Origin of the sequence: Pseudomonas cavernae (assembly GCF_003595175.1) — a bacterium.
Classification (GTDB): domain Bacteria; phylum Pseudomonadota; class Gammaproteobacteria; order Pseudomonadales; family Pseudomonadaceae; genus Aquipseudomonas; species Aquipseudomonas cavernae.
The window spans coordinates 1123926-1148529 of the sequence record NZ_CP032419.1 but is presented as its reverse complement, the minus strand read 5'-3'; the positions used below and the strand labels follow the sequence as shown (position 1 = coordinate 1148529).

Annotated in this window: 24 protein-coding genes; 9 read left to right on the top strand and 15 right to left on the bottom strand. The window is 65.8% G+C overall.

Annotation, left to right across the window (positions count from 1 at the left end; genetic code table 11):
* Positions 1-97: 97 nt before the first annotated feature.
* From D3880_RS05295 to D3880_RS05250, 11 genes are all read right to left on the bottom strand, one after another.
* On the bottom strand, positions 98-1465 hold the full coding sequence (locus D3880_RS05295) for a DUF1329 domain-containing protein (RefSeq protein ID WP_119892457.1): 1368 nt from the start codon (positions 1463-1465) through the stop codon (positions 98-100).
* A gap of 64 nt (positions 1466-1529) precedes the next feature.
* Positions 1530-1727: a hypothetical protein gene (locus D3880_RS22640; RefSeq protein ID WP_162934941.1), complete on the bottom strand. Its 198-nt coding sequence runs from the start codon at positions 1725-1727 to the stop codon at positions 1530-1532.
* A gap of 319 nt (positions 1728-2046) precedes the next feature.
* Complete coding sequence (locus D3880_RS05290) at positions 2047-4653, bottom strand: LuxR C-terminal-related transcriptional regulator (RefSeq protein WP_119892456.1); 2607 nt, start codon at positions 4651-4653, stop codon at positions 2047-2049.
* Positions 4654-4795: 142 nt separating this feature from the next.
* Positions 4796-6169 (bottom strand): DUF1329 domain-containing protein, encoded by a 1374-nt coding sequence (locus tag D3880_RS05285; RefSeq protein ID WP_119892455.1) that lies wholly within the window; start codon positions 6167-6169, stop codon positions 4796-4798.
* Between the two features lie 19 nt (positions 6170-6188).
* Positions 6189-8018 carry a DUF1302 domain-containing protein gene (locus D3880_RS05280; protein WP_119892454.1) on the bottom strand — a complete coding sequence of 610 codons (1830 nt, stop codon included), beginning with the start codon at positions 8016-8018 and terminating at the stop codon, positions 6189-6191.
* Between the two features lie 824 nt (positions 8019-8842).
* The gene (locus D3880_RS05275) at positions 8843-9613 is read right to left on the bottom strand and encodes a crotonase/enoyl-CoA hydratase family protein (protein ID WP_119892453.1); all 771 of its coding nucleotides are present in this window, start codon (positions 9611-9613) and stop codon (positions 8843-8845) included.
* Between the two features lie 83 nt (positions 9614-9696).
* Positions 9697-10614 (bottom strand): SDR family oxidoreductase, encoded by a 918-nt coding sequence (locus D3880_RS05270; RefSeq protein WP_119892452.1) that lies wholly within the window; start codon positions 10612-10614, stop codon positions 9697-9699.
* Between the two features lie 297 nt (positions 10615-10911).
* Positions 10912-11811, bottom strand: a complete 900-nt coding sequence (locus D3880_RS05265; protein ID WP_119892451.1) for an alpha/beta fold hydrolase — start codon at positions 11809-11811, stop codon at positions 10912-10914.
* Entirely contained in the window at positions 11808-12590 is a 783-nt protein-coding gene (locus tag D3880_RS05260; protein ID WP_119892450.1) for a class II aldolase/adducin family protein, read from the bottom strand. Before D3880_RS05260 ends, D3880_RS05265 begins: the two co-directional genes overlap by 4 nt.
* Positions 12591-12692: 102 nt before the next feature.
* The gene (locus tag D3880_RS05255) at positions 12693-13379 is read right to left on the bottom strand and encodes an LrgB family protein (protein WP_119892449.1); all 687 of its coding nucleotides are present in this window, start codon (positions 13377-13379) and stop codon (positions 12693-12695) included.
* Positions 13369-13752: a CidA/LrgA family protein gene (locus D3880_RS05250; RefSeq protein WP_119892448.1), complete on the bottom strand. Its 384-nt coding sequence runs from the start codon at positions 13750-13752 to the stop codon at positions 13369-13371. The genes D3880_RS05255 and D3880_RS05250 overlap by 11 nt, the downstream gene beginning before the upstream one ends.
* 228 nt (positions 13753-13980) lie before the next feature.
* Between D3880_RS05250 and D3880_RS05245 the strand changes: the two genes are divergently transcribed.
* Positions 13981-14874 carry a LysR family transcriptional regulator gene (locus D3880_RS05245; protein WP_119892447.1) on the top strand — a complete coding sequence of 298 codons (894 nt, stop codon included), beginning with the start codon at positions 13981-13983 and terminating at the stop codon, positions 14872-14874.
* A gap of 67 nt (positions 14875-14941) precedes the next feature.
* Here the strand turns inward: D3880_RS05245 and D3880_RS05240 are convergent, their stop codons facing one another.
* Positions 14942-15409: a cupin domain-containing protein gene (locus D3880_RS05240; RefSeq protein ID WP_119892446.1), complete on the bottom strand. Its 468-nt coding sequence runs from the start codon at positions 15407-15409 to the stop codon at positions 14942-14944.
* Positions 15409-15861, bottom strand: coding sequence for a flavodoxin (locus D3880_RS05235; RefSeq protein ID WP_119895668.1), 453 nt, complete (start codon positions 15859-15861; stop codon positions 15409-15411). Before D3880_RS05235 ends, D3880_RS05240 begins: the two co-directional genes overlap by 1 nt.
* Before the next feature lie 393 nt (positions 15862-16254).
* Here D3880_RS05235 and D3880_RS05230 point away from each other — a divergent pair, with 393 nt between their 5' ends.
* The 6 genes from D3880_RS05230 (at position 16255) to D3880_RS05205 (ending at position 19538) form a co-directional block, all read left to right on the top strand.
* Positions 16255-16863, top strand: a complete 609-nt coding sequence (locus D3880_RS05230; RefSeq protein WP_119892445.1) for a hypothetical protein — start codon at positions 16255-16257, stop codon at positions 16861-16863.
* Positions 16864-16988: 125 nt separating this feature from the next.
* On the top strand, positions 16989-17696 hold the full coding sequence (folM, locus tag D3880_RS05225; protein ID WP_119892444.1) for a dihydromonapterin reductase: 708 nt from the start codon (positions 16989-16991) through the stop codon (positions 17694-17696).
* 34 nt (positions 17697-17730) lie between these two features.
* Complete coding sequence (folE, locus tag D3880_RS05220; RefSeq protein ID WP_218567600.1) at positions 17731-18291, top strand: GTP cyclohydrolase I FolE; 561 nt, start codon at positions 17731-17733, stop codon at positions 18289-18291.
* A gap of 2 nt (positions 18292-18293) precedes the next feature.
* Entirely contained in the window at positions 18294-18665 is a 372-nt protein-coding gene (folX, locus tag D3880_RS05215) for a dihydroneopterin triphosphate 2'-epimerase (RefSeq protein ID WP_119892442.1), read from the top strand.
* 223 nt (positions 18666-18888) lie between these two features.
* Positions 18889-19200, top strand: a complete 312-nt coding sequence (locus D3880_RS05210; protein WP_119892441.1) for a DUF1244 domain-containing protein — start codon at positions 18889-18891, stop codon at positions 19198-19200.
* Positions 19197-19538 (top strand): HopJ type III effector protein, encoded by a 342-nt coding sequence (locus D3880_RS05205; RefSeq protein WP_119892440.1) that lies wholly within the window; start codon positions 19197-19199, stop codon positions 19536-19538. Before D3880_RS05210 ends, D3880_RS05205 begins: the two co-directional genes overlap by 4 nt.
* Before the next feature lie 278 nt (positions 19539-19816).
* On the opposite strand, the gene trxB is transcribed toward D3880_RS05205, so the two are convergent.
* Together trxB and D3880_RS05195 are read right to left on the bottom strand one after the other, a co-directional pair.
* Entirely contained in the window at positions 19817-20764 is a 948-nt protein-coding gene (gene trxB / locus D3880_RS05200) for a thioredoxin-disulfide reductase (RefSeq protein WP_119892439.1), read from the bottom strand.
* Between the two features lie 126 nt (positions 20765-20890).
* Positions 20891-21490: a peroxiredoxin gene (locus D3880_RS05195; RefSeq protein ID WP_119892438.1), complete on the bottom strand. Its 600-nt coding sequence runs from the start codon at positions 21488-21490 to the stop codon at positions 20891-20893.
* Between the two features lie 286 nt (positions 21491-21776).
* Between D3880_RS05195 and D3880_RS05190 the strand changes: the two genes are divergently transcribed.
* Together D3880_RS05190 and cysZ are read left to right on the top strand one after the other, a co-directional pair.
* Positions 21777-23735: a sensor domain-containing diguanylate cyclase gene (locus tag D3880_RS05190; protein WP_119892437.1), complete on the top strand. Its 1959-nt coding sequence runs from the start codon at positions 21777-21779 to the stop codon at positions 23733-23735.
* A gap of 61 nt (positions 23736-23796) precedes the next feature.
* Complete coding sequence (cysZ, locus tag D3880_RS05185) at positions 23797-24576, top strand: sulfate transporter CysZ (protein ID WP_119892436.1); 780 nt, start codon at positions 23797-23799, stop codon at positions 24574-24576.
* Positions 24577-24604: the final 28 nt, after the last annotated feature.

Sequence of the window (24604 nt, the reverse complement as noted above, 5' to 3'; positions counted from 1 at the left end):
CGGCGCCCCGCGCCCATGATACCGCCCCGATTGACACGATTGTGCCGCCCATAAAAAAGGCGACCCGCAGGTCGCCTTTTCAACTTAGCTCGCGCGCTTAACGCACACCGGCGTTGCGCAGCGCCGCCGGGGTGAAGTCGGTTACCGCCACCTTGATACCGAACTGGCTGGGATGGCTCTGCTCGTTGGCCATCAGCGAGGTGATGTAACGCCCGGCGATCAGGTCGTTGAGGCTTTCCATCGCGGTCCACGGCACCTGGGCCTGGTACTGCTGCATCAACATGTTCTGACCGACGCGCCACAGTTGACCGCGACCGTCATACAACTCGGACACGGCGATCTGCCAGGTATCCTCGTCGATGAAGAAGCGCCGCTTGGCGTAGATATTGCGCTCGCCCTGCTTCAGCGTGGCCTCCACTTCCCAGACGCGGTGCAACTCGTAGCGGGTCAGGTCCTGATTGATGTGCCCGGTCTTGAGGATATCGCTGTACTTGAGCTGTGGCGACGCCAGACGATAGTTGTTATACGGGATGTACAGCTCCTTCTTGCCGACCAGTTTCCAGTCATAGCGATCCGGTGAGCCGTTGAACATGTCAAGGTTGTCCGAGGTACGCAGGCCATCGGCCGCGGTACCCGGACCGTCGTAGGCGACCTGCGGCGCGGCGCGCACGCGACGCTGGCCGGCGTTGTAGATCCAGGCCTTGCGCGGGCCCTTGCCCGGGTCGATGGTGTCGTGCAGCAGCACCACGGTGCCGGCCAGGCGCGCCGGCGCGGTGACGGTCTGCTTGCCCATCAACAGCAGGTTCGCGGCCTTGTCCGCAGACAGCTCCGGCAGGTCGCTCGGGTAGGCCACCACTTCATCGATCACCACTGGGGTGAACGTGCCATTGGTCTGCACCGGGGTCTGCACATTGACGCGCAGCGTGCTGCCGCCACGGTAGCGGGCCATGTGGTTCCAGAGCACCTCCACACCGTTCTTCGGCAGCGGGAACGGATAGTAGTGGCTGGGGAAGTTTTCCAGCCCGTAGCCGTCACTACCCAGGCTAGTCTTCAGCGCGCTGGTCTTGGCGGCCTCGGCGATCTTCTCGGGCACCGCTGCGCTGCGATGGCTGGTGTACACCGGCATCTTGTAGGTGTCCGGGTAGCGCTTGAACATCGCCACTTCGCCCTCGGACAGTTTGTCCTTGTACTGCTCGACGTTCTGCGCGGTGATCACGAACAGCGGCTTCTCGCTGGCGAACGGATCGCCGATGAAGCCCTTGGCGTCCACCGGCGCGGCGTCCTTGGCCAGGCCGCCGGTCCAGGCCGGGATGCTGCCGTCGGCGTTGCCGGCCTTCTCGCCGCCCAGCGGGGTCAGGCTGGTGCCGAGCTTGGCCGCGTCCTCGGCGCTTGCCGCGGCCATCACATTGGCGGCCACCAGGCTCAGGGCCAGGGCGCCGCATTGCAGAGTCTTACGCAGGTACATGGTGTTTCCTCTCAGAAGAGCGTGCCGAGGCAGAACGCGAGCCATCGCAATCACCTGGGCGGTTTTACACACCGCCGATACCGAAAGGGCTGCTGGCGGCGGGCTGTCCGCGCCGGATCGCGGAAGCGTCGGTGCGGACGGGTTCGAGGAATGGATGACGACGATCAACGTCGCGCTTATCGCAGATCACGCTGGGAAGGCGAACGCCATGACCAGGGATATGGGCGAAGCGGCGACCGTTTTTATTGTTGGCATCGGGCACTCCGGTTACGCCTTCACCCTACCCAGCGCTCCGTGGATGGATAAGCGGGCGAAGGATGGATTTTCGCTATCAATCCAAAGTATGACTGGCAGCCGATTTTCGCCCTGTTCACCCCGGCACCGCACGCCGCGTCGGGGCTGGGGAGGACGGCCAGGCAATAACCGGCAGGGCGGCAGCGCATAAGCAAGACCGCTGTCGCATCATTTCCAAGCCGAATGATTGGGTGAAGCGCTTGGCCGGTGGGGTGGAAAAGAACGGCAAGTCAAACAGCACGCCAGAGCGGCGCAATAGGTCGGGGGCCTCAACGGCCCCCTGCGACTCAGTCCAGCAATCCCAGCGCCTTGGCCTGCGCCACCGCCTGGGTGCGCCGCTCGACCTTGAGCTTGCCGTTGATGCGCCGGGCGTGGGTCTTCACCGTGTGCAGAGAGATGAACAGGCGCTCGGCGATCTCCAGGTTGGAGCGGCCCTGGGCGATCAGCGTCAGCACCTCCAGCTCGCGCGCACTCAACAGCGCGACGCTGTCCTTGACCGGCATCTCGTCCGGGGCGTGTTCCTGTTGCAAGCGCAGACGCTGATCCGGCGTGGCATGGCGCATCAGCAAGCCGGGCTGACGCTGATACAGCTCCTGCAGCGGGCGGAACAACTGCAGGCGCTGCGCCTCGCTCAGGGCGCTGCGCAGCTCTTGCTCGGCCTCGCTCTCGCGGCTGCTGGCCAGCAGGGCCTCGACCAGGCTGAAGCGACACTCACAGGCGAGGGCCAGGTGATCCCGGCGCAGGGACTCGTCGCGCAGCGCGACCAAGGCCTCCAGGGCTGGCTCGAGCAACCCCTGGCGCAGATCGACCAGAGCCAGGTAATGCCGCAGACGCGGCAACAGGTCATAGAAGCCGGAAGGCGCCAGCAGATCCTGGCTGTCGTAGCGCTCGAACAAGGGCTGCAGGATCTCCCGCGCCGCCTGCCCGTCGCCCCGGCGCAGGCACAGCGCTCCATCGGCCAGCTGCAGCACGCCGCGGTAACGCTCCTCCGAGACCTGCAGCCACTGCATCTGCCGCTCGGCCTCGCGCAGCAGCTGGAAGGCCTGGTCATGATCACCGGTAACGGCGGCCAACTCGGCCAGGCCCAGGTAGCCGAACAACAGGTAGGCATCCTCACAGACTTCCGCCTCCTGCAGGCCGGCCCGGTAGGCGGCATACGCCTCCTCCGTGCGGCCCTGGCTGGCCAGCAGACTGCCATGCAACAGGCGCAAACGCGCCAGCACCGGGCCCTGGCGCAAAGCCATGGACACCTGCTGCAAGGCCTGCTCGGCCAGTTCCACACCGTGCTCGAACTCGCCGCGCATGGCCAGCAGATGGAGCTGATCGACGTTGAGCAAGCCCTCGAACACCAGGCTGCCCTTGAGCCTGGCCAGCTTCAGGCCCGCGTCGCTGCAGCGCCGCGCCTCGTCCAGTTCGCCCAGCGCCAGCGCCTGCTGGGCCAGGGCCTGATAGCAGAGCACGCGCTGCGACCAAGACGTGGTCGACAGCACCTCCAGCGCCTCCAGGCAGTGCTGGCGGGCGCTGGGCTGCCCGCGCTGGCGCTGCAGCACGCCCTGCACCGCCTGCCATTGCGCCAGCAACTGATGCTGCCGACGGGCATCGGCCTGGGGCAGGAAGTTCGCCAGGCTGGCCATGCACTGATCCACCTCGTCCAGTCGCGCGCAGATGATCAACGCCCAGCCAAGCAAGGTGATCAAGCGCGGCGTGCTGGCGAACAGGTGGCTCGGCAGTTCGTCGCGCCAGTGCAGGAACTGGGTGACGCTGTGCCCGACCAGCAGCTGTCCATGGCCGAAGCACTGCAGGTAGCTGGCCGCCACCTCGGGTTGCTCCGCCCACAGAGCGTGTTCGACGGCATCGCGCACTTCGCCGCGCTGGTAGAACCATTGGCAGGCACGCAGGTGGGCCTGGGTCGGCGCCGGCATGCCGCCGGGCAACTGCTTGAGGATCAACGCCAGTGGCCGCCACAGGCGGCACCATTCGCCACGGCTGTCGAGGCCGTGGATGACCAGCTGGCGGCTGCGCAACTCGCCGAGAATCTCGCCGCCGCACTCCTCCAGCAGTTGCTCACACAGGGCGGTGGAAAAGCGCGGCATATGCGCCAGCACCAACAGCGCGCGGCTGAGCATGGCTGGCAGGTCGCTGAGCACTTCGCGGCCGATGTAGTCCTGCAGCACCGGCGTGCCGGCGCCCAGGCGCTCGCGCAGGCTTGGCACGTCGGCCTTCAACAGCAGCAGGCTGATGCCCGCCAGCCAGCCCTCGTAGTCATGCAGCAAGCGGGCGCAGAGCTCAGTCGGCAACTCCAGGCCCAGCTCGTCCAGCAGCCGCAGCAGTTCTTCTTCCTGCAGCGCCAGGGCATAGGCGTCCAGCTCCAGCAAGTCGTCTTGCAGCAACAGGCGCGGCAGGTTCCAGTCCGGTCGCCGACGCCCGCTGATCCACCAGCGCAGACCCGGCAATGCCTGTCCGAGCAGGCGATCGAGACACTCATCCAGCACCGCGCAGGGTTGTCGCGGGTAGTCGTCCAGCACGATCCACAGCGGTTGTTCGAGTCGGCTGAGCAAGTTGCACAGCTCGTCGTAGGGTTCGCCCGCCCCGGGCGTCTGCTGCAGGGCGGCGGCCAGACGAGCGAGCAGCTCGGCCAGGGTTAGCGCGCGACCACTGAGGTCGAGCCAGACCAAGCGGGTACCTGCCGGCGCCTGGCGGGCACACTCGTTGAGCAGCACGCTCTTGCCGAACCCGGCCGGCGCGCTGAGCAGGGTCAGCCGGCATTCGCTGGCGAGCAGCGCCCGGCTCAGCCGCGGCCGCGGCACATGGTTAACCGGCAGGCGCGGCAGTGGGCTTTTGAGGCGTGGAGTCAGCTGACACTTGAACGCTCTAACGCTAGACGGACCGCTCATCGCATGCACTCTCTTGTTGTTATTCCAGCGGTTCGTCATGTTAACCACAGAGCGCCGACCCGCCGCCTCAACCTTGGTGCCATGAATATCCAGAAATAAAAAAGGCGACCTTGCGGTCGCCTTTTTCGAACCCCTCAACCCTTTAGCGCACGCCGGTGCTGCGCAACGCTGCCGGGGTGTAGTCCGCCGCCGAGGTCTTGATGCCGAACTGGAAGGCCTGCTTCTCTTCGTTGTTCATGCCGATCGCCAGGTAGCGACCGCTAATGATGTCGTAGAGGGCTTCGAAGGCGTAGGACGGGGTTTGCGCCTCGAAGTGCTGCGTCAGCATGGCCTGACCGATGCGCCACAGTTGACCGCGACCGTCATAGTGCTCGGACACGGCGATCTGCCAGCTGTCCTCGTCGAGGAAGAAGCGACGCTTGCCGTAGATGTTGCGCTCGCCGCTCTTCAGCGTGGCTTCCACTTCCCAGACGCGGTGCAGCTCGTAGCGCGCCAGTTGCTGGTTGGTGTGGCCGGCCTTGAGGATGTCGCTGTACTTGACCGTCGGCAGACCCATGCGGAAGTTGTTGTACGGGATGTACAGCTCCTTCTTGCCGATCAGTTTCCAGTCGTAGCGATCCGGCGCGCCGTTGTACATGTCGAAGTTGTCGGAGGTACGCAGACCGTCGGAGGCGGTACCCGGACCGTCGTAGGCCACCTGCGGGGCGCGGCGCACGCGGCGCTGACCGGCGTTGTAGATCCACGCCATGCGCGGCTCGGCGACCTGGTCAAGCGAATCGTGAACCAGCAGCACGTTACCGGCCAGACGCGCCGGCGCCGTCACCCGCTGCTTGAAGAACAGCAGCGCATTGGCGGCTTTTTCCGGCGTCAGGCCGGACATCCCGTCAGGGAACGAGACTTCGTCCTCAAAGTAAACCACGGTGTAGGAGCCGTTGGTTTGCGGAGTAGCCTGGGCGATGGTGCGGCGCAGGTTGCCGCCGCGGTAACGGGTGATGTGGTTCCACACCACTTCCAGACCGTTCTGCGGGATCGGGAACGCGTAGTAGCGGCTGTCGGTGAAGCCCTTCAGGCCGTTACCGCCTTCCATCAGCATGGTTTTCTGCGCGCTGATCTTGGCCGCCTGGTTGATGTTCTCCGGCACCGAAACCGAGCGATGGGTGGTGTACACCGGCATCACGTAGGTTTCCGGATAACGCTTGAACATCGCCAACTGGCCCTCGGACAGCTTGGACTTGTACTGGTCGAGGTTCTGCGCGGTGATGGTGAACAGCGGTTTCTCGCCGGCGTACGGGTCGCCGAGGAAGCCGTTCGGAGTCACCGGCGCAGCGCCGGGCTTGAGGCCGCCGTCCCAGGCCGGGATGGTGCCATCGGCGTTACCGGCCTGCTCACCGCCCAGCGGCGTCAGGGTGGAACCGAGTTTGCCGACCTGGTCGGCGCTGACCGCCGCCATCACGTTGGCAGCCAGCAGGCTCAGAGCCAGGGCGCTGCACTGCAGCATGCTCTTGCGGATTGTCATCTGATTGTTCTCCCTGACCTTAGAAGTTCACGCCGACGCTGAGCGCGATGAAATCGCGGTCGGTCTGGGTGTTGAAATCGCCACCGAAGAAATCGGTGTAACTGAGGCTAGCGGTGTAGGTGTTCTGGTAATCGGCATCGACGCCGACGCTGACCGCCTTGGAGCCTTCGTTGAAGACCGGGCCATAGCCGTCCACGTCGTGTGACCAGGCCAGGTTCGGCTTGAGGTTGATGCCGGCGAACACGTCGGAGTAGTCGAGGATGCCGCGAGCGCGATAGCCCCAGGACGACGAGGTGAAGAAACCGTGGGTGCCGTAAGCCCGCAAGGCCTGCACGTTGGACGCCGCGGTGCCATGGGGCGAGCCGTAGATGGAATCACGGCCGTAGGCCACCTCGTTCGGATTCTCCAGCGCGCCGATGCGGGTGTAGCCGACCTCGCCCACCAGGGTCAGGCGGTCGGCGCCCAATACCTGGTCGAAGAAGTGGGTCAGGGTGGTCTGTGCCTGAGTGACTTCCTTGCGGTTGTAACCGCGGCTCTCGAATCCGCCCGTGGCCGCTGCCGCACCTACCCCGGCGGCGCCACCGCCAGCCCCGGCGAAAGCCCCCGCAGGAACGGTGGCCAGTTTGGCCGTCATGTCGGTGCCGTTGATTTGCAGCGGCATGTTCGGCCGGTAGCTGATTTCGCCGTTCCAGGCGGTGCCGGTGGGCAGCGTGGTGGAGAAGCTCAGGCCGTAGAGCTGGATGTCCTCGGGGTATTCGAGGAAGTAGCTGCCGCGCCCGAGCAGGATCGGCTGGGCCAATGCCCCGCCGGCGGTGGTGAAGGCCCGGACAATGTCCGCGGAGGTGGCATTCTTCATGCTCAAGTTAGGCGTACGGCTGTGGTAGTTGAGGAAATAGGCCGCGTACTCGGTCTCGTCGCCCAGCCAGCGCAGGGCGGTGCCGAACTGGCCGGAGTCGTCCGCATCGCGGTCGCCGCCACGGGGGACGATGAGGCCTTCCGGCACCACATTGACGCCCCGCGAGTTCAGCAACGCCAAGGTCCCCGGCGCGCGTAAGGCGTTGATGGTCGCCGGATCGAGAATGGTGAAGTTGTTGTCGCAACCATCGGCGAGCACGTCGGCCGAGGAGAAGAAGGTGCCGCAGTTGTCGACGACGGTCTGGTCCCATTCCAGCTGGTAGAAGGCCTCGGCCGACAGGTTCTCGGTCAGGCTCTGCGCCAGGTAGAACATGTTGACCGGAATCAGGCCTTCCTTGATCTCCGCGCCGGGCCGGCGGAAGGCGGCGGCGTCGATCGGGTTGATGCTATTGATCGAGTTGCCGATGAAGGTGCTCTCGCCCCAGCTCACCACCTGCTTGCCCAGGCGCACGGTGCCGGGCTTATCGGCGAGGTTGTAGTTGTAATAGGCGAAGGCATCGAGCAACTGGTAGCCGGCGGACTTGGCGCCTTCCTTGCGGCCGTCGTCGCTGATGTCCTTGAACAGGCGGCTCTCATCCTTCAGCTCGAAGTCGTACCAGTACTTGCCACGCAGGAACACGCCGGCATCGCCGTATTTCAGCTCGAGGTCGTGGATGCCCTTGAAGATCTTCGAGAAGGTTTCGCCGCGCTTGAAGTTGAGATGGCCGTCGTCACCGGTCTGGGTGAAGCCGGTGCCACCGTTCGCCGCGCCGATCAGATCCTTGTCGGCCTTGGCGGTGCTCCAGCTGGCGCCCACCGACAGCGACGAATCGAACTGCCCCTCGATTTCCCCGATATTGAAATTCACCGCTTGCGCCTGGGCGCTCACACCCAGTGCGACGGCCAGCGCCAGCGTCTGCGGCTGGAAGATTCCGGGCCTTGTTGTTTTTGTCATACGGCACTCCATGAAAGGGTCAAACTGCGATAGCACCCTACCCAGAGCGCCAGAGTGGGATAAGCGCACCAATGGCGGATTTTTCCGTGTCGCTCGAAAGGATCAACGCCCGCGTTTTTCATCCGTGCCGCCACCCTTCGCGGCGGCTTGGGCCGAAATCTGGGAAGTTTCCACTCAACCCCGAGGGGCATGCCTTAGCCTGTTACCGCCCCGCCGCTCAGACGGCAGAAAGCCGCAGGCGGATCGGCGCCGCCGCCTGGCAATGCGCTGGCGGACGTGATGGAAGGGCTTATGAAGTGAGGCGCGGGTGTGGCGGGTCTTGGTACAGGCAAATAGCACGCAGGGTGATGGGTAGCGCATTGCTCAACCCATCCTCCGGAGATGAGCAGCACCGCGCCGTAGGTTGGTGTTGAGCGGAGCGATACCCAACGAGCGCCATGGCAAACAGCGCAGGCCACCGCGCCCTCACTCACAGCACCCTAGGATGGGTTGGGCGAAGCAATATCCATCGGCATCGGCTCGATGGGTATCGTCGCTGCGCTCCTCAACCCATCCTACGGCGCGACCTCAGAACCTGTTCACGATCTCGCGAGCTAGAGCCAGACAAGGCACAACGACCAACGGGAGTAGCAGCCGAAGGCTGGCCCGAAGGGCGAGCGTAGCGAGTCAAATGGCCGAGGGAGCGGAGTTTACGAGCTGTAAATGAGCATGACTCGCTTCGCTCGCCCCTTCGGGGCCGCGCTAAAGCGCGTTAGCCGCAAGCGGCTTGCCGAGGCCATTTTTAACGCCGTATGGCCGACGCGCAGCAGATCGTGAACAGGCTCTCACTCAAAGCGGCCGTGCCGCCCCTCTCCGCCCTTGAAACGCTGGGCACCGGCCTGGGTCTCGCCACTTTCGATCACCGCCAGGCCACCCTGGAATTCATGGGCCAGCGCCTGCGCGAACGGCAACTCCCACTGTTTATAGGCACTGGCGCGGTCGGCCAGCAGGCAGCGCTGCGGGAAGGCGGCGATCTCCCGCGCCAGCTGCTCGGCCGCCGCGCGCGCCGTGCCCGGCGCCACCACCCGGTTGACCAGGCCGATGGCCAGCGCCTCCTCGGCCTGCACCGGGCGGCCGGTGAGGATCAGGTCGAGCGCCCGACTTTGGCCGACGATGCGCGGCAGGCGCACGGTGCCGCCGTCGATCAGCGGCACGCCGAAGCGCCGGCAGAACACCCCGAGCACCGCATCCGCGGCCATCACCCGCAGGTCGGCGAGCAACGCCAGCTCCAGGCCGCCGGCCACTGCATGGCCTTCGACGGCGGCGATCAGCGGCTTGCTCAGCTGCATGCGGCTCGGCCCCATCGGCCCGTCGCCGTCGGCCTCGAGGCGATTGGCGCGAGTGGCGTCGGCCGCCACCGCGCCGAGGTCGGCGCCGGCGCAGAAGCTGCCGCCGGCACCGGTGAGCACCGCCACCCGCGCCTCGGCGTCCGCCTCGAAGGCGCGCAGGGCCGCGGCCAGCGCCTCGGCGGTCGGCCGGTCGACGGCGTTGCGTACCTGCGGCCGGTCGATGATCAGGGTGGTGACCGGGCCGTTCTTCTCGATGATCACGCTCATGGCGACTCTCCTGGCGGTTTTGCCCGCACCATAAAACAAAAAGGCCGACTAAAGAGCCGGCCTTTCGGAAGCACGCCGAAGGATCAGCCGAGCTTCACGTACTTCTGCAGGTTGGCGAGCATCGCGCCCAGCGCCTGGCTGGTGTCGGCGGGGTGGCTGGCGCCGGCGAAGTCGCCGATCTGCGCCCAGCTGGCGGCCACGTCCTCCGGGCTGAAACCCTGCAGCGGGTTGAAGCCGACGCCGTTGCTACGCTCCCAGCGCACCTTGCCGACCCAGCCGCCGCCGACTTCGAACAGGCCGCCGGTTTCTTCGCAGGCGGCGCTGCCGAGGTACACCACCAGCGGGCTGATCAGTTCTGGCTTGAGCTGCTCGAACACCGCCGGCGGGATAAGCCCTTCGGTCATGCGGGTGCCGCCGGTGGGGGCGATGGCGTTGACCAAGATGTTGTTCTTGCGGCCTTCGATGGCCAGGGTGCGGGTCAGGCCGTACAGGCCGAGCTTGGCCATGCCGTAGTTGGACTGGCCGAAGTTGCCGTAGATGCCGGAGGTCGACGCGGTGAAGATGACGCGGCCGAAGTTCTGCTCGCGCAGGTGCGGCCAGGCGGCGTGGGTGACCTTGTAGGCGCCTTCGACATGGACCTTGTAGACCAGGTCCCAGTCGGCGTCTTCCATCTTGGCGAAGGTCTTGTCGCGCAGGATGCCGGCGTTGTTGACCACCACATCGACGCGGCCGAAGGCGTCCAGGGCGTTCTGCACAATCTTGTCGCCGTCGGTCACCGAGTCATGGTTGGCCACCGCGGTGCCGCCGGCTTCGCGGATCTCCGCCACCACGCGGTCGGCCGCCGAGGCGTTGGCGCCTTCGCCATGGGTGCTGCCACCGAGGTCGTTGACCACCACCTTGGCGCCATGTTTGGCGAACAGCAGCGCATGGGCGCGGCCGAGGCCACCACCGGCGCCGGTGACGATGACGACCTGGTCTTCAAAACGGATGGCATCACTCATAAGGCGAACTCCTGGGCAGGTTGGTAAAAGGCCAAGTGTCGGCTTGCTCCGGCAGGTCCACAAGCAACCGGGTGGCTGCTGAATAAAGGTCGATAAGGTGCGGCGATACAGGGCAACGCCGCTGCCTTTCGTAGGTTAGCGTTGAGCGCAGCGATACCCAACGCGCGGTGGTCCGTCGGCAAGATGGGTATCGCGTTGCTCAACCCATCCTACGGAGTTCGCCTGTCAGTCCGTAGGGTGGATGTCGCTTTTCACATCCACCGGCTGGTGGTGGAAAACGCTCCGCGGTTTTCCACCCTAGGTATCTATCACCGCCGTGCGCTTGGCGATCCGCGCGCGAAACTCCAGGTAATGCTTGAGCACCCGCTCCGGCGCCTCGACCTGCGGGTAATGGCCGATGTCGTCGAGCAGCACGGTGTCGGCGTCCGCGATCAGCTCGCGATAGCGCGCCACCATGTGCACCCCGGAAATCGGGTCGACCGCACCGTCGATCACCCGCAGCGGCACTTGCGTGCGCTGCATCGCCACCAGCCAGCGCTCGCGCTGCTGAGCGCGCTCGGGCAGGTAGCGGATCAGCCGGTGCATCACCCCTTGCCCGTCGTTCTGGGTGATCAGGCGCCAGAAATCGTCCACTTCGCTTTCCGCAGGCTGGGTCTCGGGACCGAAGATCCGGGCGAAGTTGGCGGCCAGTTTGCGCCGGTTGAATCGCCGACCGACCAGGGCGCCGAACGGACTCAGTAACAGCTTCTGGATCAGCGCCGGCCGGTGGGTCTCGGGGAACAGCCCGCCGTTGAGGAACACGCAGCTGGCCATGGCGAAGTGGCCGTCCTCGTGGCGCGCCAGCAGTTCCTGGGCGACGCTGTCGCCGTAATCGTGGGCCAGCACGTGCACCGGCTGCTCGACGCCGAGGTGCTGCAGCAAGGCCTGCTGGATATCCGCCTGCTCGAGCAGGCGGTAGTCATGGCCGCGCGGCTTGGCCGAGTCGCCGAAGCCGAGCATGTCGCAGGCGATCAGCCGGTAGCGCGCCGCCAGCGGTGCCCACAGGTAGTGCCAGTCCCAACTGGCGGTGGGAAAACCGTGGAGCAGCAGCAGCGGCGCGCCCTCGCCCGCCGTCCAGTAGCGGATGGCATGGCCCTGGTAGCTGAAGCTCTGACCCTGGGCGCGCCAATCGGCCAGGGCGATGCCGGGCAGTTTCACTCGGCGTAGCCGGGCATCTGCTGATCGAGCTTGCGAAGCAGCGCCGGCCAGGCCAGCGCGCCGCCCATGCCCTGTTTGCTTCCGGTCACCCCGGCCGCCATAGCCTTGGCGCCATCGAGGATCTGCTGCGGGATGTGGATCAGCTCGGCGCCGCCGCTCTGCGCCATCACCTGGATCTCGCAGGCGCGCTGCAGGGTGAACATCATCAGGAAGGCGTCGGCGATGCTGTTGGCCGCGGTGAGCAGGCCGTGGTTGGGCAGGATCATGAAGTTGGCCGCGCCCAGGTCAGCCTGCAGCCGGGCCTTCTCCTCGTGGTGCAGCGCCACCCCCTCGTAGCCGTGATAAGCCAGGCTGGAGAGCACGAACAACGACTGCTGCGACAGCGGCAGCAGGCCCTGCTTCTGCGCCGACACGGCGATGCCGGCGGCGGTGTGGATGTGCACCACACAGGCCACTTCGTGGCGCACCTCGTGCACGGCGCTGTGAATGGTGTAGCCGGCCGGGTTGATGTTGAACGGGCTGTCCATCAGCTTGTTGCCGGCCAGGTCGATCTTGATCAGGCTGGACGCGGTGATCTCATGGAACATCATCCCGAACGGGTTGATCAGGAACTCCTCGGTGCCGGGGATCTTCGCCGAGATGTGGGTGAAGATCAGGTCGTCCCAGCCATGCAGGGCGATCAGCCGGTAGCAGGCGGCGAGGTCGACACGGGTCTGCCATTCGGCGGCGGACACTTGGTCCTTGACGTTGGCGACGGGCAGAGCATGAGCAGCGGTCACGGCATTCACCTCGATGTTGTAGTTGTGGGTGTGCCCGTTGAGTCTAGCGAGGGTGGCGGACTGCGGTAGTCGCCTTGGCGGCCAGCTTGCTGGCCGAGCGGGTCACAGCAGGTGGCTGAGCAACGGCGCGGCGAACAGATTGAGCAGGCCCATCAGGACCATCACCAGACCGGCCACCGAGCCCTCCTCGCGGCCGATCTCGCTGGCGCGGCTGGCGCCTGCAGCATGCGCGCCGACGCCGAACAGCGCGCCGCGGGCCAGGCTGCTCTTCAGCGGCAGCCACTTGAGCAGCAGGCCACCGGCGGCGGCACCGAACACCCCGGTGACCAGCACGAACACCGCGGTCAGCCCCGGCACGCCGCCGAGATCGGCGGCCAGCGGCATGGCGAACGGCGTGCTGATCGAGCGCGGCAGCAACGACAGCTGCACCTGCTGATCCAGCGCCAGCGCATTGGCCAGGCCCCAGGAGCTGGCCATCGCCACCGTGCTGCCGACCAGCATGCCGGCCAGCAGCGCCGGCCAATGGCGGGCGAGCATCGCGCGCTGCTGCCAGATCGGCACGGCAAAGGCCACGGTGGCCGGGCCGAGCAGTGCCATCAGCCAATGGGTCAGGGCGGAATACTCGGCGTAGCGGGTGTGCAGCGGCAGCGCCACGGCCAGCAACACGGCCGGCACCAGCAGCAGCGGCGACAGCAGGTAGCGGCCGCTGCGCCGGTACAGCCAGCGACTGAGGACATACACGCCGAGGGTCAGCGCCAGCCACAACCAGGCCTGCAACTCAACAGTCATGACGCGCCCTCCAGCGACACACCCACTCCACCGCCAGCGCCGTGCTGAGCATCACCAGCAGGGTGCTGACGCCGATCACCAGCAGAATCCGCCAGCCGTCCTGGCGCACCAGGCTGCCGTAGTCGAGCAGGCTCATCAGCGCCGGGATGAAGAACAGCAGCATTTCAGCCAGCAGCAGGCCGGCCCCCAGCTTTAGCGCCGCCGGCTTCAGCCAGCCGCTGGCAAAGGCCAGCAACAGCAACGCCAGGCCGATCACCCCGCCGGGAATCGGCCAGCCCAGCCAGCCGGCCAGCAGCGTGCCGAGACCGTACAGGCCGATCAGCACGGCCAGTTCCAGGCACAGACGGGTGAAGCGCAGGGAAACTCGGTACATGGCGGCAATCCTCGATGCAACTGGCGAGAACCTATCCACGATCTGCTGCGCGTCGGCCATACGGCGTTGAAAATGGCTTCGGAATGCTCATTTACAACTCGTAAACTCCGCTTCCTCAGCCATTTTCGCCTTGTCTGGCCTTAGCTCGCGAGATCCTGAACAGGTTCTCAGGCTACGTTCGCAGCTATCATCACAAAAGCGAATTGTTCGACTTGAAGGCATTCCAAAATGGAATTCAAACAGCTGCGTAGCTTCGTCGCAGTAGTGCGTCAGGGCGGCTTCACCCAGGCCGCCAAGGTCCTGTATGCCAGCCAATCGGCGGTCAGCAAGCAGGTCGCCCAGCTCGAACAGCGCCTCGGCGTGCAGTTGCTCGAACGTCAGGGCCCGCAAATCCGCCTGACCGATGCTGGCGCCGTGGTGCTGCGCCGCGCCGAGGAGATGCTGCGCCTGCAGCAGGAACTGCACAGCGAGCTGGATGACCTCAGTCAGATGGCCCGCGGCGAACTGCGCCTGGGCCTGCCGTTGCTCGGCAGCGACGCGCTGTTCGCCAGCCTGTTCGCCGAATACCGGCGGCGCTACCCGAACATCGCCGTGCACCTGCAGGAAGGCGGCAGCAAGAGCATCGAGCAACTGGTGCTCAGCGGCGAACTGGAGCTGGGCGGTAGCCTGACCCAGGGCGACCCGGCCTTCGACCTGCAGCCGTTCTGCAACGAACCGCTGGAAGTGCTGCTGCCCAGCGCCCATCCGCTGGCCGGACTGGCCGACATCGCCCTGGCGCAACTGGCCGACACGCCGTTCCTGCTCTACCAACAGAGCTTCATCCTCAACGACCGTCTGCTGCAGGCCTGCCGGCAGGCCGGCTTCACCCCGCGCGAGGCCGGCCGCAGCGGCCAGGCCGACTTCCTCGCCGCACTGGTCGCCGCCGGCCAAGGCACGGTGCTGCTGCCGCGCGTGGTGGCGCGCGGCCTGCTGCGCCCCGGCGTCGCCTGCCTGCGCCTGCGCGAGCCGGACCTGCGCTGGGACATCGCCTTCATCTGGCGCAGCGGCGCCTACCTATCACGCGCGGCACAGGCCTGGCTGGAGCTGATCAAGGAGAGCTCGCTGCTAGAAGAGCCCGCGTAGGATGGGTTGAGGGCAGCGCTACCCATCGATCACAGCCGCCCCGGAAGCAGTGGGTTCACCCGCCCTTTTAGAGGAAATCGGCGTACTCGCCGACCAGCCGCGGCCACTGGCGCTGCGCCTCGGCATCCTCGGCGAGCAGTTGGAAGGTGGAAAACTGGAACTCCGGCGCCACCGTGCAGCCGACCAGCGTGTACTCGCCGAGGCTGCGCGCCGCCTGCCAGGCGTTGGCCGGCACCGCACGCTGCGGCAACTGCTCAGGGGCGACCAGGCCGAGCCGCTCGCTGCGCACCAGGTCCGGCGTGTCGGCGATCAGCAGCTCCAGCGGCGCGCCTTCATAGAAGTGCCAGAGCTCGTCGGCATCCACTCGATGCCAGCGACCATTCACCCCGGCCGGCAGCAGGAAGACGATCGCGCTGCTGCAGCGCCGGCCATCGGCCAAGCGCTGTGCGGACTCGAACAGGCGCCGGTAATAGCCGCCCTCCGGGTGCGCGAGCAGCCCCAGCTCGCGGATCAGTTCGGCGGCGCGCGGCTCCATCAGCCGTGGAGCGCCCTGGCGAAGTCGGCCAGCCAGGGCTCGGCGTCGGTTTCCGGGGTGACCGTCTCGCTGGCGTCCAGGCGCAGCATCGCCTGCACCTCGCGGATGCCCAGCTCGGCGAACAGCTCGCGCACCAGCTCGCCGCCGCCGCAGTAGGTATCGCCATAGCTGGAATCGCCCAGGCCGATCACCCCACCGGGCAAGCCGCTCCAGGCCGGAAAGCGATCGCGGATGGCGTGGTACAGCGGCTGCAGATTGTCCGGCAGCTCGCCCATGCCGGTGGTCGAGGTCACCGCCAGGAAGGCCTCGGGGGCGAAGGCCAGCAGTTCGTCGAGGCTCGCCCGCGGGTTGTGCCAGGCGTCGAAACCGGCGGCCTTGAGCACGCGTTCGGCGTGGCGGGCAACTTCCTCGGCGGTGCCATAGACCGAACCGGAGAGGATGGCGACTTTCATGAACAGCTCCCGAAGCAAGATGACAAGGCCGAACATTATGCCGCAAGAGCAGCCTGCGCTGCCCGCCGCCCTGCCCTGGAGCGCACGGAACGAGCGCCTGGACGACAGCCGGCAGCTCGCAAAGTGCGCCCGTTCCCGGCAAATCCCGCAAAGATGACAACCGGTTCCCAAGTATTTATCGATCGCCGCGCGCCGGCACACTCGAATCAACTACCCTGATGGATAAGACGCCTGGACGCCGCCGCGCTCCCCCGAGAGGTGGGGCGGCAGCGCTCGGCCATCGAGTGGACTTTCGCGCCAGCCGGCCCAAATCGCAGCCAATATTGCCTGGGGTCAACCAATCGGCTTTCTTGCGGTCGTACCCTGTCTTCCTCATCTGCATGAGCCCGATAGATGCAAGACGATTCGATCCTGACTCAGGAGGAGCTGGACTTCATTCGCAGCCTGCCCAGTGGCCCGCACGCGCCGCTGCCTTCCGCATCTGCCTTGATAGTGGATGGCGGCGAGAGGACCAAAGAGCTGCTGGCCCGTCTCGCAGCCCACGAGCAGGTGACCATCGAGGCCCATATCGACAGCCAACGCGTCTCCTTCCCGGTGTTGCTGGTGGAGGATGAATTTCACACCCTGCATCTGCAGCTGGGCCTGCCGACCATAGTCGAGCAGGCCGCCGCCGACCGCCCCTGGCGCCTGCCGTTCAATGAGCCCCTGGAGTTGCTCGACGCCGAGGGGCTGCCGAGCGGCCTGTGGCTGCACTCCCTGTCGCTGAGCGGTCTGCTGGTCGAAGTCCGCGGCCTGCCGGCACCACCGAAACGCTTCACCCTGTGGATGCCGGTGCACGGCGACGAGCCGATCGAACTGCGCGGCATCCTCACCCGCAAGACCGAGCAACAGCTGGTCGCCTATCGCCTGAGCTTGCGCAAGACCCGCCAGCACGAACGCCTGCGCCAATTCATGCTCGACCATCACCCACAGCTGAATGAGCTGAGCGAGGGCATGGCGTAAGGCACCCGCCAGCGGCACAGGGCTAAACCCGCAGCTTTTGTGCGCGGCAGCGGACTGCGGTAACGTGACCCAGTCCGCCGCCCGGCCTGCCGGGTCGCCCTTTGTCCAGCCCCGACGAGCCGTGCATGCAGCTTTCCGCCCCGATCCTGATCACCGGCGCCAGCCAGCGCCTCGGCCTGCACTGCGCCGAGCGTCTGCTCGATGACGGCCACGCGGTGATCGTCAGCTACCGCACCCCACGCGCCAGCCTGCAGCGCCTGCGTGAGCGCGGCGCCATCTGCCTGCAGGCGGACTTTGCCAGCGAGGCCGGCATCCTCGCCTTCATCGCCGAACTCAAGGCGCACACCGACAGCCTGCGCGCCATCGTCCACAACGCCGCCGAGTGGCAGGTCGATATGCCGGGCGATGAGGCGGCGACTTTCCAGCGCCTGTTCAACGTGCACATGCTCGCGCCCTACCTGATCAACCTGCACTGCGCCGAGCTGCTGCGACGCTCGACGCCCGCCGACATCGTGCACCTCAGCGACGACGTGGCGCGCACGGGCAGCGCCAACCGCGTCGCCTACTGCGCCAGCAAGGCCGGGCTGGACAACCTGACCCTGTCGTTCGCGGCCAAGTACGCGCCGGCGATCAAGGTCAACGGCATCGCCCCGGCGCTGATCCTGTTCAACGAGGGCGACGACGACGCCTACCGCGCCAAGACCCTGGCCAAGTCCGCCCTCGGCATCGAGCCGGGTGCCGAGGTGATCTACCAGAGCCTGCGCTACCTGCTCGACAACCCCTACGTCACCGGTACCACGCTGACCGTCAACGGCGGCCGCCACCTCAAATAACCGGCCTCAAGCGCCCATGCCAAGGACCCGTGCCATGAACCCCGAACTGCACCGGCAATACCGCGAGATCCTCCTCGGCCTCGGCGAGAACCCCGACCGCGAAGGCCTGCAGGACACCCCGCAACGCGCGGCCAAGGCCATGCAGTACCTGTGTCACGGCTACGCGCAGAACCTCAAGGAGGTCGTCAACGGCGCGCTGTTCGCCTCGGACAACGACGAGATGGTGATGGTCAAGGACGTCGAGCTCTACTCGCTGTGCGAACACCACCTGCTGCCCTTCATCGGCAAGGCCCATGTCGCCTATATTCCCACCGGCAAAGTGCTCGGCCTGTCGAAGGTCGCGCGCATCGTCGACATGTACGCGCGGCGCCTGCAGATCCAGGAGAACCTGACCCGGCAGATCGCCGAGGCGATCCAGCAGGTCACCGACGCCGCCGGCGTCGCCGTGGTGATCGAGGCGCAGCACATGTGCATGATGATGCGCGGGGTGGAGAAGCAGAACTCGTCGATGGTCACCTCGGTGATGCTCGGCGCCTTCCGCGACTCGGCCCGCACCCGCGACGAATTCCTCAAACTGATTGGACGGAGCAACTGACTATGGCGCGACTGGAACCGGGAATGGCGCGGATTCGGGTCAAGGACCTGCGCCTGCGCACCTACATCGGCATCAAGGAAGAGGAGATCAACAACAAGCAGGATGTGCTGATCAACCTGACCATCCTCTACCCGGCGGTGGATGCCGTGCGCGACAATGTCATCGACCACGCCTTGAACTACCGCACCATCACCAAGGCGATCATCCAGCACGTCGAAGGCAACCGCTTCGCCCTGCTCGAACGCCTGACCCAGGAGATCCTCGACCTGGTGATGCAACACCCGCAGGTGCGCTACGCCGAGGTGGAAGTCGACAAGCCGCACGCCCTGCGCTTCGCCGAGTCGGTGTCGATCACCCTGGCCGGCCACCGCTGAGAGCCGGTTCAATGTCTCGTGAGACCAGCACCTGTCATTGCCCATCGGTGGAAAATGCTTCGCAGTTTTCCACCCTACGCCAACGTTCAGACTTTGTAGGGTGGATAACGCTTTGCTTATCCACCATTACGCCGACACGAAGCGGTCACCGGAGTGACCTTGAACAGGCTCTAAACCCTTTCTTTTCTGATAATCGCCAAACCTGCCTTTAAGGAGGCCCAGCATGACCGAACAACAGCAACTCGAACTGGAAGCCGCGGCGTTTCGCCAGCTGGTGATGCACCTGCGTGCGCGCTCGGACGTGCAGAACATCGACCTGATGAACCTCGCCGGCTTCTGCCGCAACTGCCTGTCCAAGTGGTACAAGGCCGCCGCCGACAACAGCGGCATCGAGGTCAGCCTCGAACAGGCGCGCGAAGAGGTCTACGGCATGCCGTACAGCGAGTGGAAAAGCAAATACCAGAAAGAGGCCAGCGCCGAGCAACAGGCCGCCTTCGACCAGACCACCCAGAACCAGGAGCGCAGCAAGCCATGAGCGCCTTGAGCGATTTCCGCGCCAGCCTGCACAGCGACCAGCACCTGTTCGCCGCCACCCTGGCGTTCATCGCCGCGCACTACGACTACCAGCCGAGCGCCTTCGTCAACGGCGCGGTGAGCAACGCCGCCGGGCAGAACGAAGGCTCGTGCAAGACCCTCGGCCTGGCCCTGCTCGAAGGCCTGAGCCTGGAGGAGGCCCTGCAAGCCTTCGGCGAACACTATCGCAGCGTGCTGGCGACGCCGGATGACAGCGACCACGGCAACATCCGCGCGCTGATGGAGACCGGCATGAGCGGCGTGCGCTTCGAGGCCCAGCCGCTCACGCGCAAGGCCTGAGCTACGCGGCCTGCGTAGGGCGGGTTAGCCGTAGGCGTAACCCACCAACCCTGCGGGACGCCAGTGTCCGAGGCGACACCGCTGGTGGGTTACGCCGCTACACGGCTAACCCACCCTGCAAAGCTGAGCGTCGACCAGGACGCGCTGCCGATCAGCGCCCACAAGCAGTACCACCGCCTGGGTGCATGGACGCTAGTGATGAATATCTGGGTTTGACTGCCCTGCTTGCCCAACAAAAAGCCCCGCTCTAGGCGGGGCTTTTTGTTAGGCGCTGATGCTTACTGGCCGTCGAGATAGCGCTCGACATCCAGCGCCGCCATGCAGCCGGCGCCGGCGGAGGTGATGGCCTGACGGTAGACATGATCGGCCACGTCGCCGGCGGCGAACACGCCGGCCACGCTGGTGGCGGTGGCATTGCCGTCACGCCCGCCGTTGACCACCAGATAGCCGTCCTTGAGCGCCAGTTGGCCCTCGAACAGCGCGGTGTTCGGCGTATGGCCGATGGCGACGAACAGGCCGTCGACCTTGATCTCCTCGCTGCCGCCGTCGCGCTGCTTCAGGCGCACACCGGTGACGCCCATGGCGTCGCCGAGCACTTCGTCGACCTCGGCATTCAGCTTGAGCTCGATCTTGCCTTCGGCCACACGGGCCATCAGCTTGTCCTGGAGGATCTTCTCCGAACGGAAGCTGTCGCGACGGTGCACCAGGGTCACCTTGCTGGCGATATTGGCCAGGTACAGCGCCTCTTCCACGGCGGTGTTGCCGCCACCGACCACCGCCACCTCGCGGTTGCGGTAGAAGAAGCCGTCGCAGGTGGCGCAGGCCGATACGCCCTTGCCCATGAACGCCTCTTCCGAGGGCAGGCCGAGGTAACGGGCGCAGGCGCCGGTGGCGATGATCAGCGCGTCGCAGCTGTAAGTGCCGCTGTCGCCGACCAGGGTGAAGGGTTTGCCGGCCAGGTCGACGGCGTTGATATGGTCGAAGACGATCTCGGTCTCGAAGCGCTCGGCATGCTGCTGCATCCGCTCCATCAGCGCCGGGCCGGTCAGGCCGTGGACATCGCCCGGCCAGTTGTCGACCTCGGTGGTGGTGGTCAGCTGGCCGCCGGCCTGCATGCCGGTGATCAGCAGCGGCTTCAAGTTGGCCCGCGCGGCATACACCGCGGCGCTGTAACCGGCGGGGCCGGAACCGAGAATGATGACCCGCGCGTGACGAACTTCAGACATGACTGACTCCTCCCGACTGCACGTCGGCACAAATAAAAAGGGACTACCAAAGCACTTGGGGAAGGCTCGTAAACGGCGGTGGCCCCGTAAACGGGTAAGGGCGGGCCGCGCTGGCCCGCCGGCGAATCACAGGGCGTTGGCGTTCTCGGCCAGGTAGGCGGCGACGCCCGCGGCGTCGGCCTTCATGCCTTTCTGGCCCTTGCGCCAGCCGGCCGGGCAGACTTCGCCGTGCGCTTCGGTGAATTGCAGGGCCTCGACCAGGCGGATCACTTCGTCGACCTCGCGGCCGAGCGGCAAGTTGTTGACCACCTGGTGCTGCACCACGCCGGCGCGGTCGATCAGGAAGGTCGCGCGCAGGGCCACGCCGTCATCGTGCTCGATGCCGTAGGCACGGGTGATCTCATGCTTGACGTCGGCGACCATGGTGAACTCGACCGCGCCGATGCCGCCCTGCTCCACCGGCGTGTTGCGCCAGGCGTAGTGGGTGAACTGCGAGTCGATCGACACGCCAACCACTTCCACACCCAACTCACGGAATTTATCCATACGGTTGTGGTGAGCGATGATTTCCGACGGGCAGACGAAGGTGAAGTCCAGCGGCCAGAAGAACAGCACGACATATTTGCCGCGCAGCGCCGAGAGTTGGAAATCCTCGACCATCGAACCGTCGCCGAGTACCGCGGCGGCGGTGAAATCCGGTGCTTGCTTGTTAACCAATACGCTCATGAACCACTCCTGAAAGGCTTGAACTCAGGGTCCGAAGAATTGTCGGCAAGACTACCCAGGGCGGCGACGCGGCGGAAGTGCCGATTTCCAATCCGCGCCATAGGCAAACCCTATATGCGCAAAGTGCCGCAGCCGCCTGTCTATACTGCGCAGAGCGGAGTTCTATGGGTTGAATTGTGACGGCGCCTAGCTGCACCTGCCTTGTCATAGATCAAAGGACGCCACGGCAAACAGGGGGACTCTAGATGAACACCCTGATCGCAGGCACAGCCTGCAGTTGCCCCGAATGACCCTACGCACACGCCTGCTTTGGCTGTTCATCCCCCTCGTGCTGTTGACCCTGCTGATCGTCAACAGCCTGTCGCAGCACCTGCTGCTCAGCCGCTTCGACAGCCAGGATGGCCAGCTGCTGGTCAATGAGGCGAAGAGCCTGAGCATCAATATCGACAACACCGTCAGGCGCAACCTCGACCTGCTGCGCAGCTATGCCTGGTGGGATGACAGCTATGAGTTCGCCCAAGGCTTGAGCCGCGAGAAGTTCGCCCGGCGCAATCTCGACCCCGACTCGCTGATCAACCTCGGCTTCGATTTCATGGTCTATGCCGATAACCAGGGACGGGTCTTCGGCGAGCAGTGGGTGCCGCCCGACTTGCCCGAGCTGCCAGCGCTCGGCACACAACATCCGCCTAGCCTGGAAAGCCTGCGCCAGGCCATCCTCGAGCGCAGCCGCCAACTGGGCCTGCTCGATAAGCATGCCAGCGTCGAGCAAACCAGCGCCCAGATTCTGCTGATCCAGGGTATTCCGCTCATTCTGGTCAGCAGCCCGATCAGCAACAACCAGGGCAGCGCCGCCCCGATCGGCAATGTCCTGGCCGGGCTCTTCCTCGATGCCCAGCGCCTCGCCGAGCTGCAGACCCAGATGGGCGGCACCTTGCAGCTGCTGCCGCCCGCACCCCACCCCGGCGAGCATTGGCAAGCCCCGCTGCGCGATAGAAGTGCCTTCCTGCAGCTGATCCAGATCAGCCCGCGCCGGCTCCTGGGGCCGCAGCAACAGCGGATCGAACTGCAGTTCCACAACTTGCGCGGCGAGCCGGAACTGCGCATGCAGATCAGCCAGCCGCGCACGCTGTACCAGCAAGGCCGGCAGGCGATCCACTTCTTCCTCCTGCTCGCCGTCACCGCCGCGCTGGTGGCGCTGCTGCTGATCTACCTGGGCCTGGAGCGCTGGGTGCTGAGCCGCGTGCAGCGCCTGCACGCGGAAATCGCGCGGATCGGCGGCGCGGCCTCGTTGCCGCGCCTGAGTGACCACGGCGATGACGAACTCGGGCAACTGAGCGGCGAGCTCAACCGCATGCTCGAACGCCTGGAGCAGAGCGAGGCGCGCGACCGGGCGATTCTCGACACCATCCACGACGGCTATTTCGAGCTCGACGAGCACGGCCGGATCATTCGCATCAACCGCGCCGTACAAGCGCTGCTTGGCTATCCGGATGAACAGCTGCTCGGCCATTCGTTCCGCGACATACTCAGCGCCGCCGAGGTCGAACGCGCGCAGACGCACCTGCTCAAGGCCCTCAGCGAGCAAGGTGCAACCATCTTCGCCGCGCCACTCAAGCGCCAGGACGGCAGCCTCGGCTACTTCGAAACCAGCTTCGCCTTTGTCCGCGACAGCCAAGGTCGCTTCGCCGGCTACCGCGGCATCCTGCGCGACATCAGCGATCAGGTGGCCTACCAGAACCAGCTGCTCGACATGGCCTACCGTGACCCGCTGACCGGGCTGGGCAACCGCAAGGCCTTCGACGAACAGTTGAAGGCCGCTCTGGATGCCGCCCAGCGCACGCACAATCCGCTGGCGCTGCTGTTCATCGACCTCGACCGCTTCAAGGAAGTCAACGACCGTTATGGCCACGATGCCGGCGACGCCCTGCTGATCGCCATCGGCGCGCGCCTGCGCCAGACCCTGCGCCAGCCCGACCGTTTCTTCCGGGTCGGCGGCGACGAATTCATCATGCTGCTGCCCGCCACCTCGCGCGCAGCCGCCAGCAAGCTCGCCGAGCGCCTGCTCGGCGCCCTGGCGACGCCGATCGAACTGAGCGGGGTGCAGATCGATTTTGTAACCCTGAGTATCGGCATCGCCCTCTACCCCGAGCACGCCGACAGCCCGGAAGCCTTGACCAAGGCCGCCGACAGCGCCATGTACCAGGCCAAGCAGCAGCGCAACCGGGCCTGCGTCTATCAGCCCTAGCGCTAGGCGCCATAGGGTAAAGCCGGTAAGGTCGGCGCGAATTTATCCATGGGAGAACCCTATGCCTGCCCCTGCGCTGAGCGGCCCGCAATACCTGCGCGAAGGCCTGAAGCTGGTCCTCAGCCCCGGCCTGCGCCTGTTCGTGCTGCTGCCGTTGACCCTCAACCTGCTGCTGTTCGCCGCCCTGGTCGGCTTTGCCGTGCGCCAGTTCAGCGGCTGGGTCGACGCCCTGATGCCCAGCCTGCCGGACTGGCTGGGCTTTCTCGACTACCTGCTGTGGCCGCTGTTCGTCGCCCTGGTGCTGCTGATGGTGTTCTTCAGCTTCACCATGCTGGCCAACATCATCGCCGCCCCGCTCAACGGTTTTCTCGCCGAAAAGGTGGAAGTGGTGGTGCGCGGCCAGGACGACTTCCCGCCCTTCCGCTGGGGCGAACTGCTGGCCATGGTGCCGCGCACCCTCGGCCGCGAGGCACGCAAACTCGGCTACTTCCTGCCGCGCGCCGTGGGCCTGTTCATCCTCTCGCTGATCCCCGGGGTCAACCTGATCGCCGCGCCGCTGTGGCTGCTGTTCGGCGTGTGGATGATGGCCATCCAGTACATCGACTATCCCGCCGACAACCACAAGCTCGGCTGGAACGAGATGCTCGCCTGGCTGCGCGAGAAACGCTGGCAGAGCCTCGGCTTCGGCGGCGTCACCTACCTGGCGCTGCTGGTGCCGGTGGTCAACGTCCTGGTGATGCCGGCGGCGGTGGCTGGCGCCACGCTGTTCTGGGTCCGCGAGCGCGGCGAACTGGCGCTCAAGCCCGAGGCCGGAACGCCGTCTGACCAGCCTGCACGCTGACGCCGCAAGCGCCCCCTTCCTGCTAACT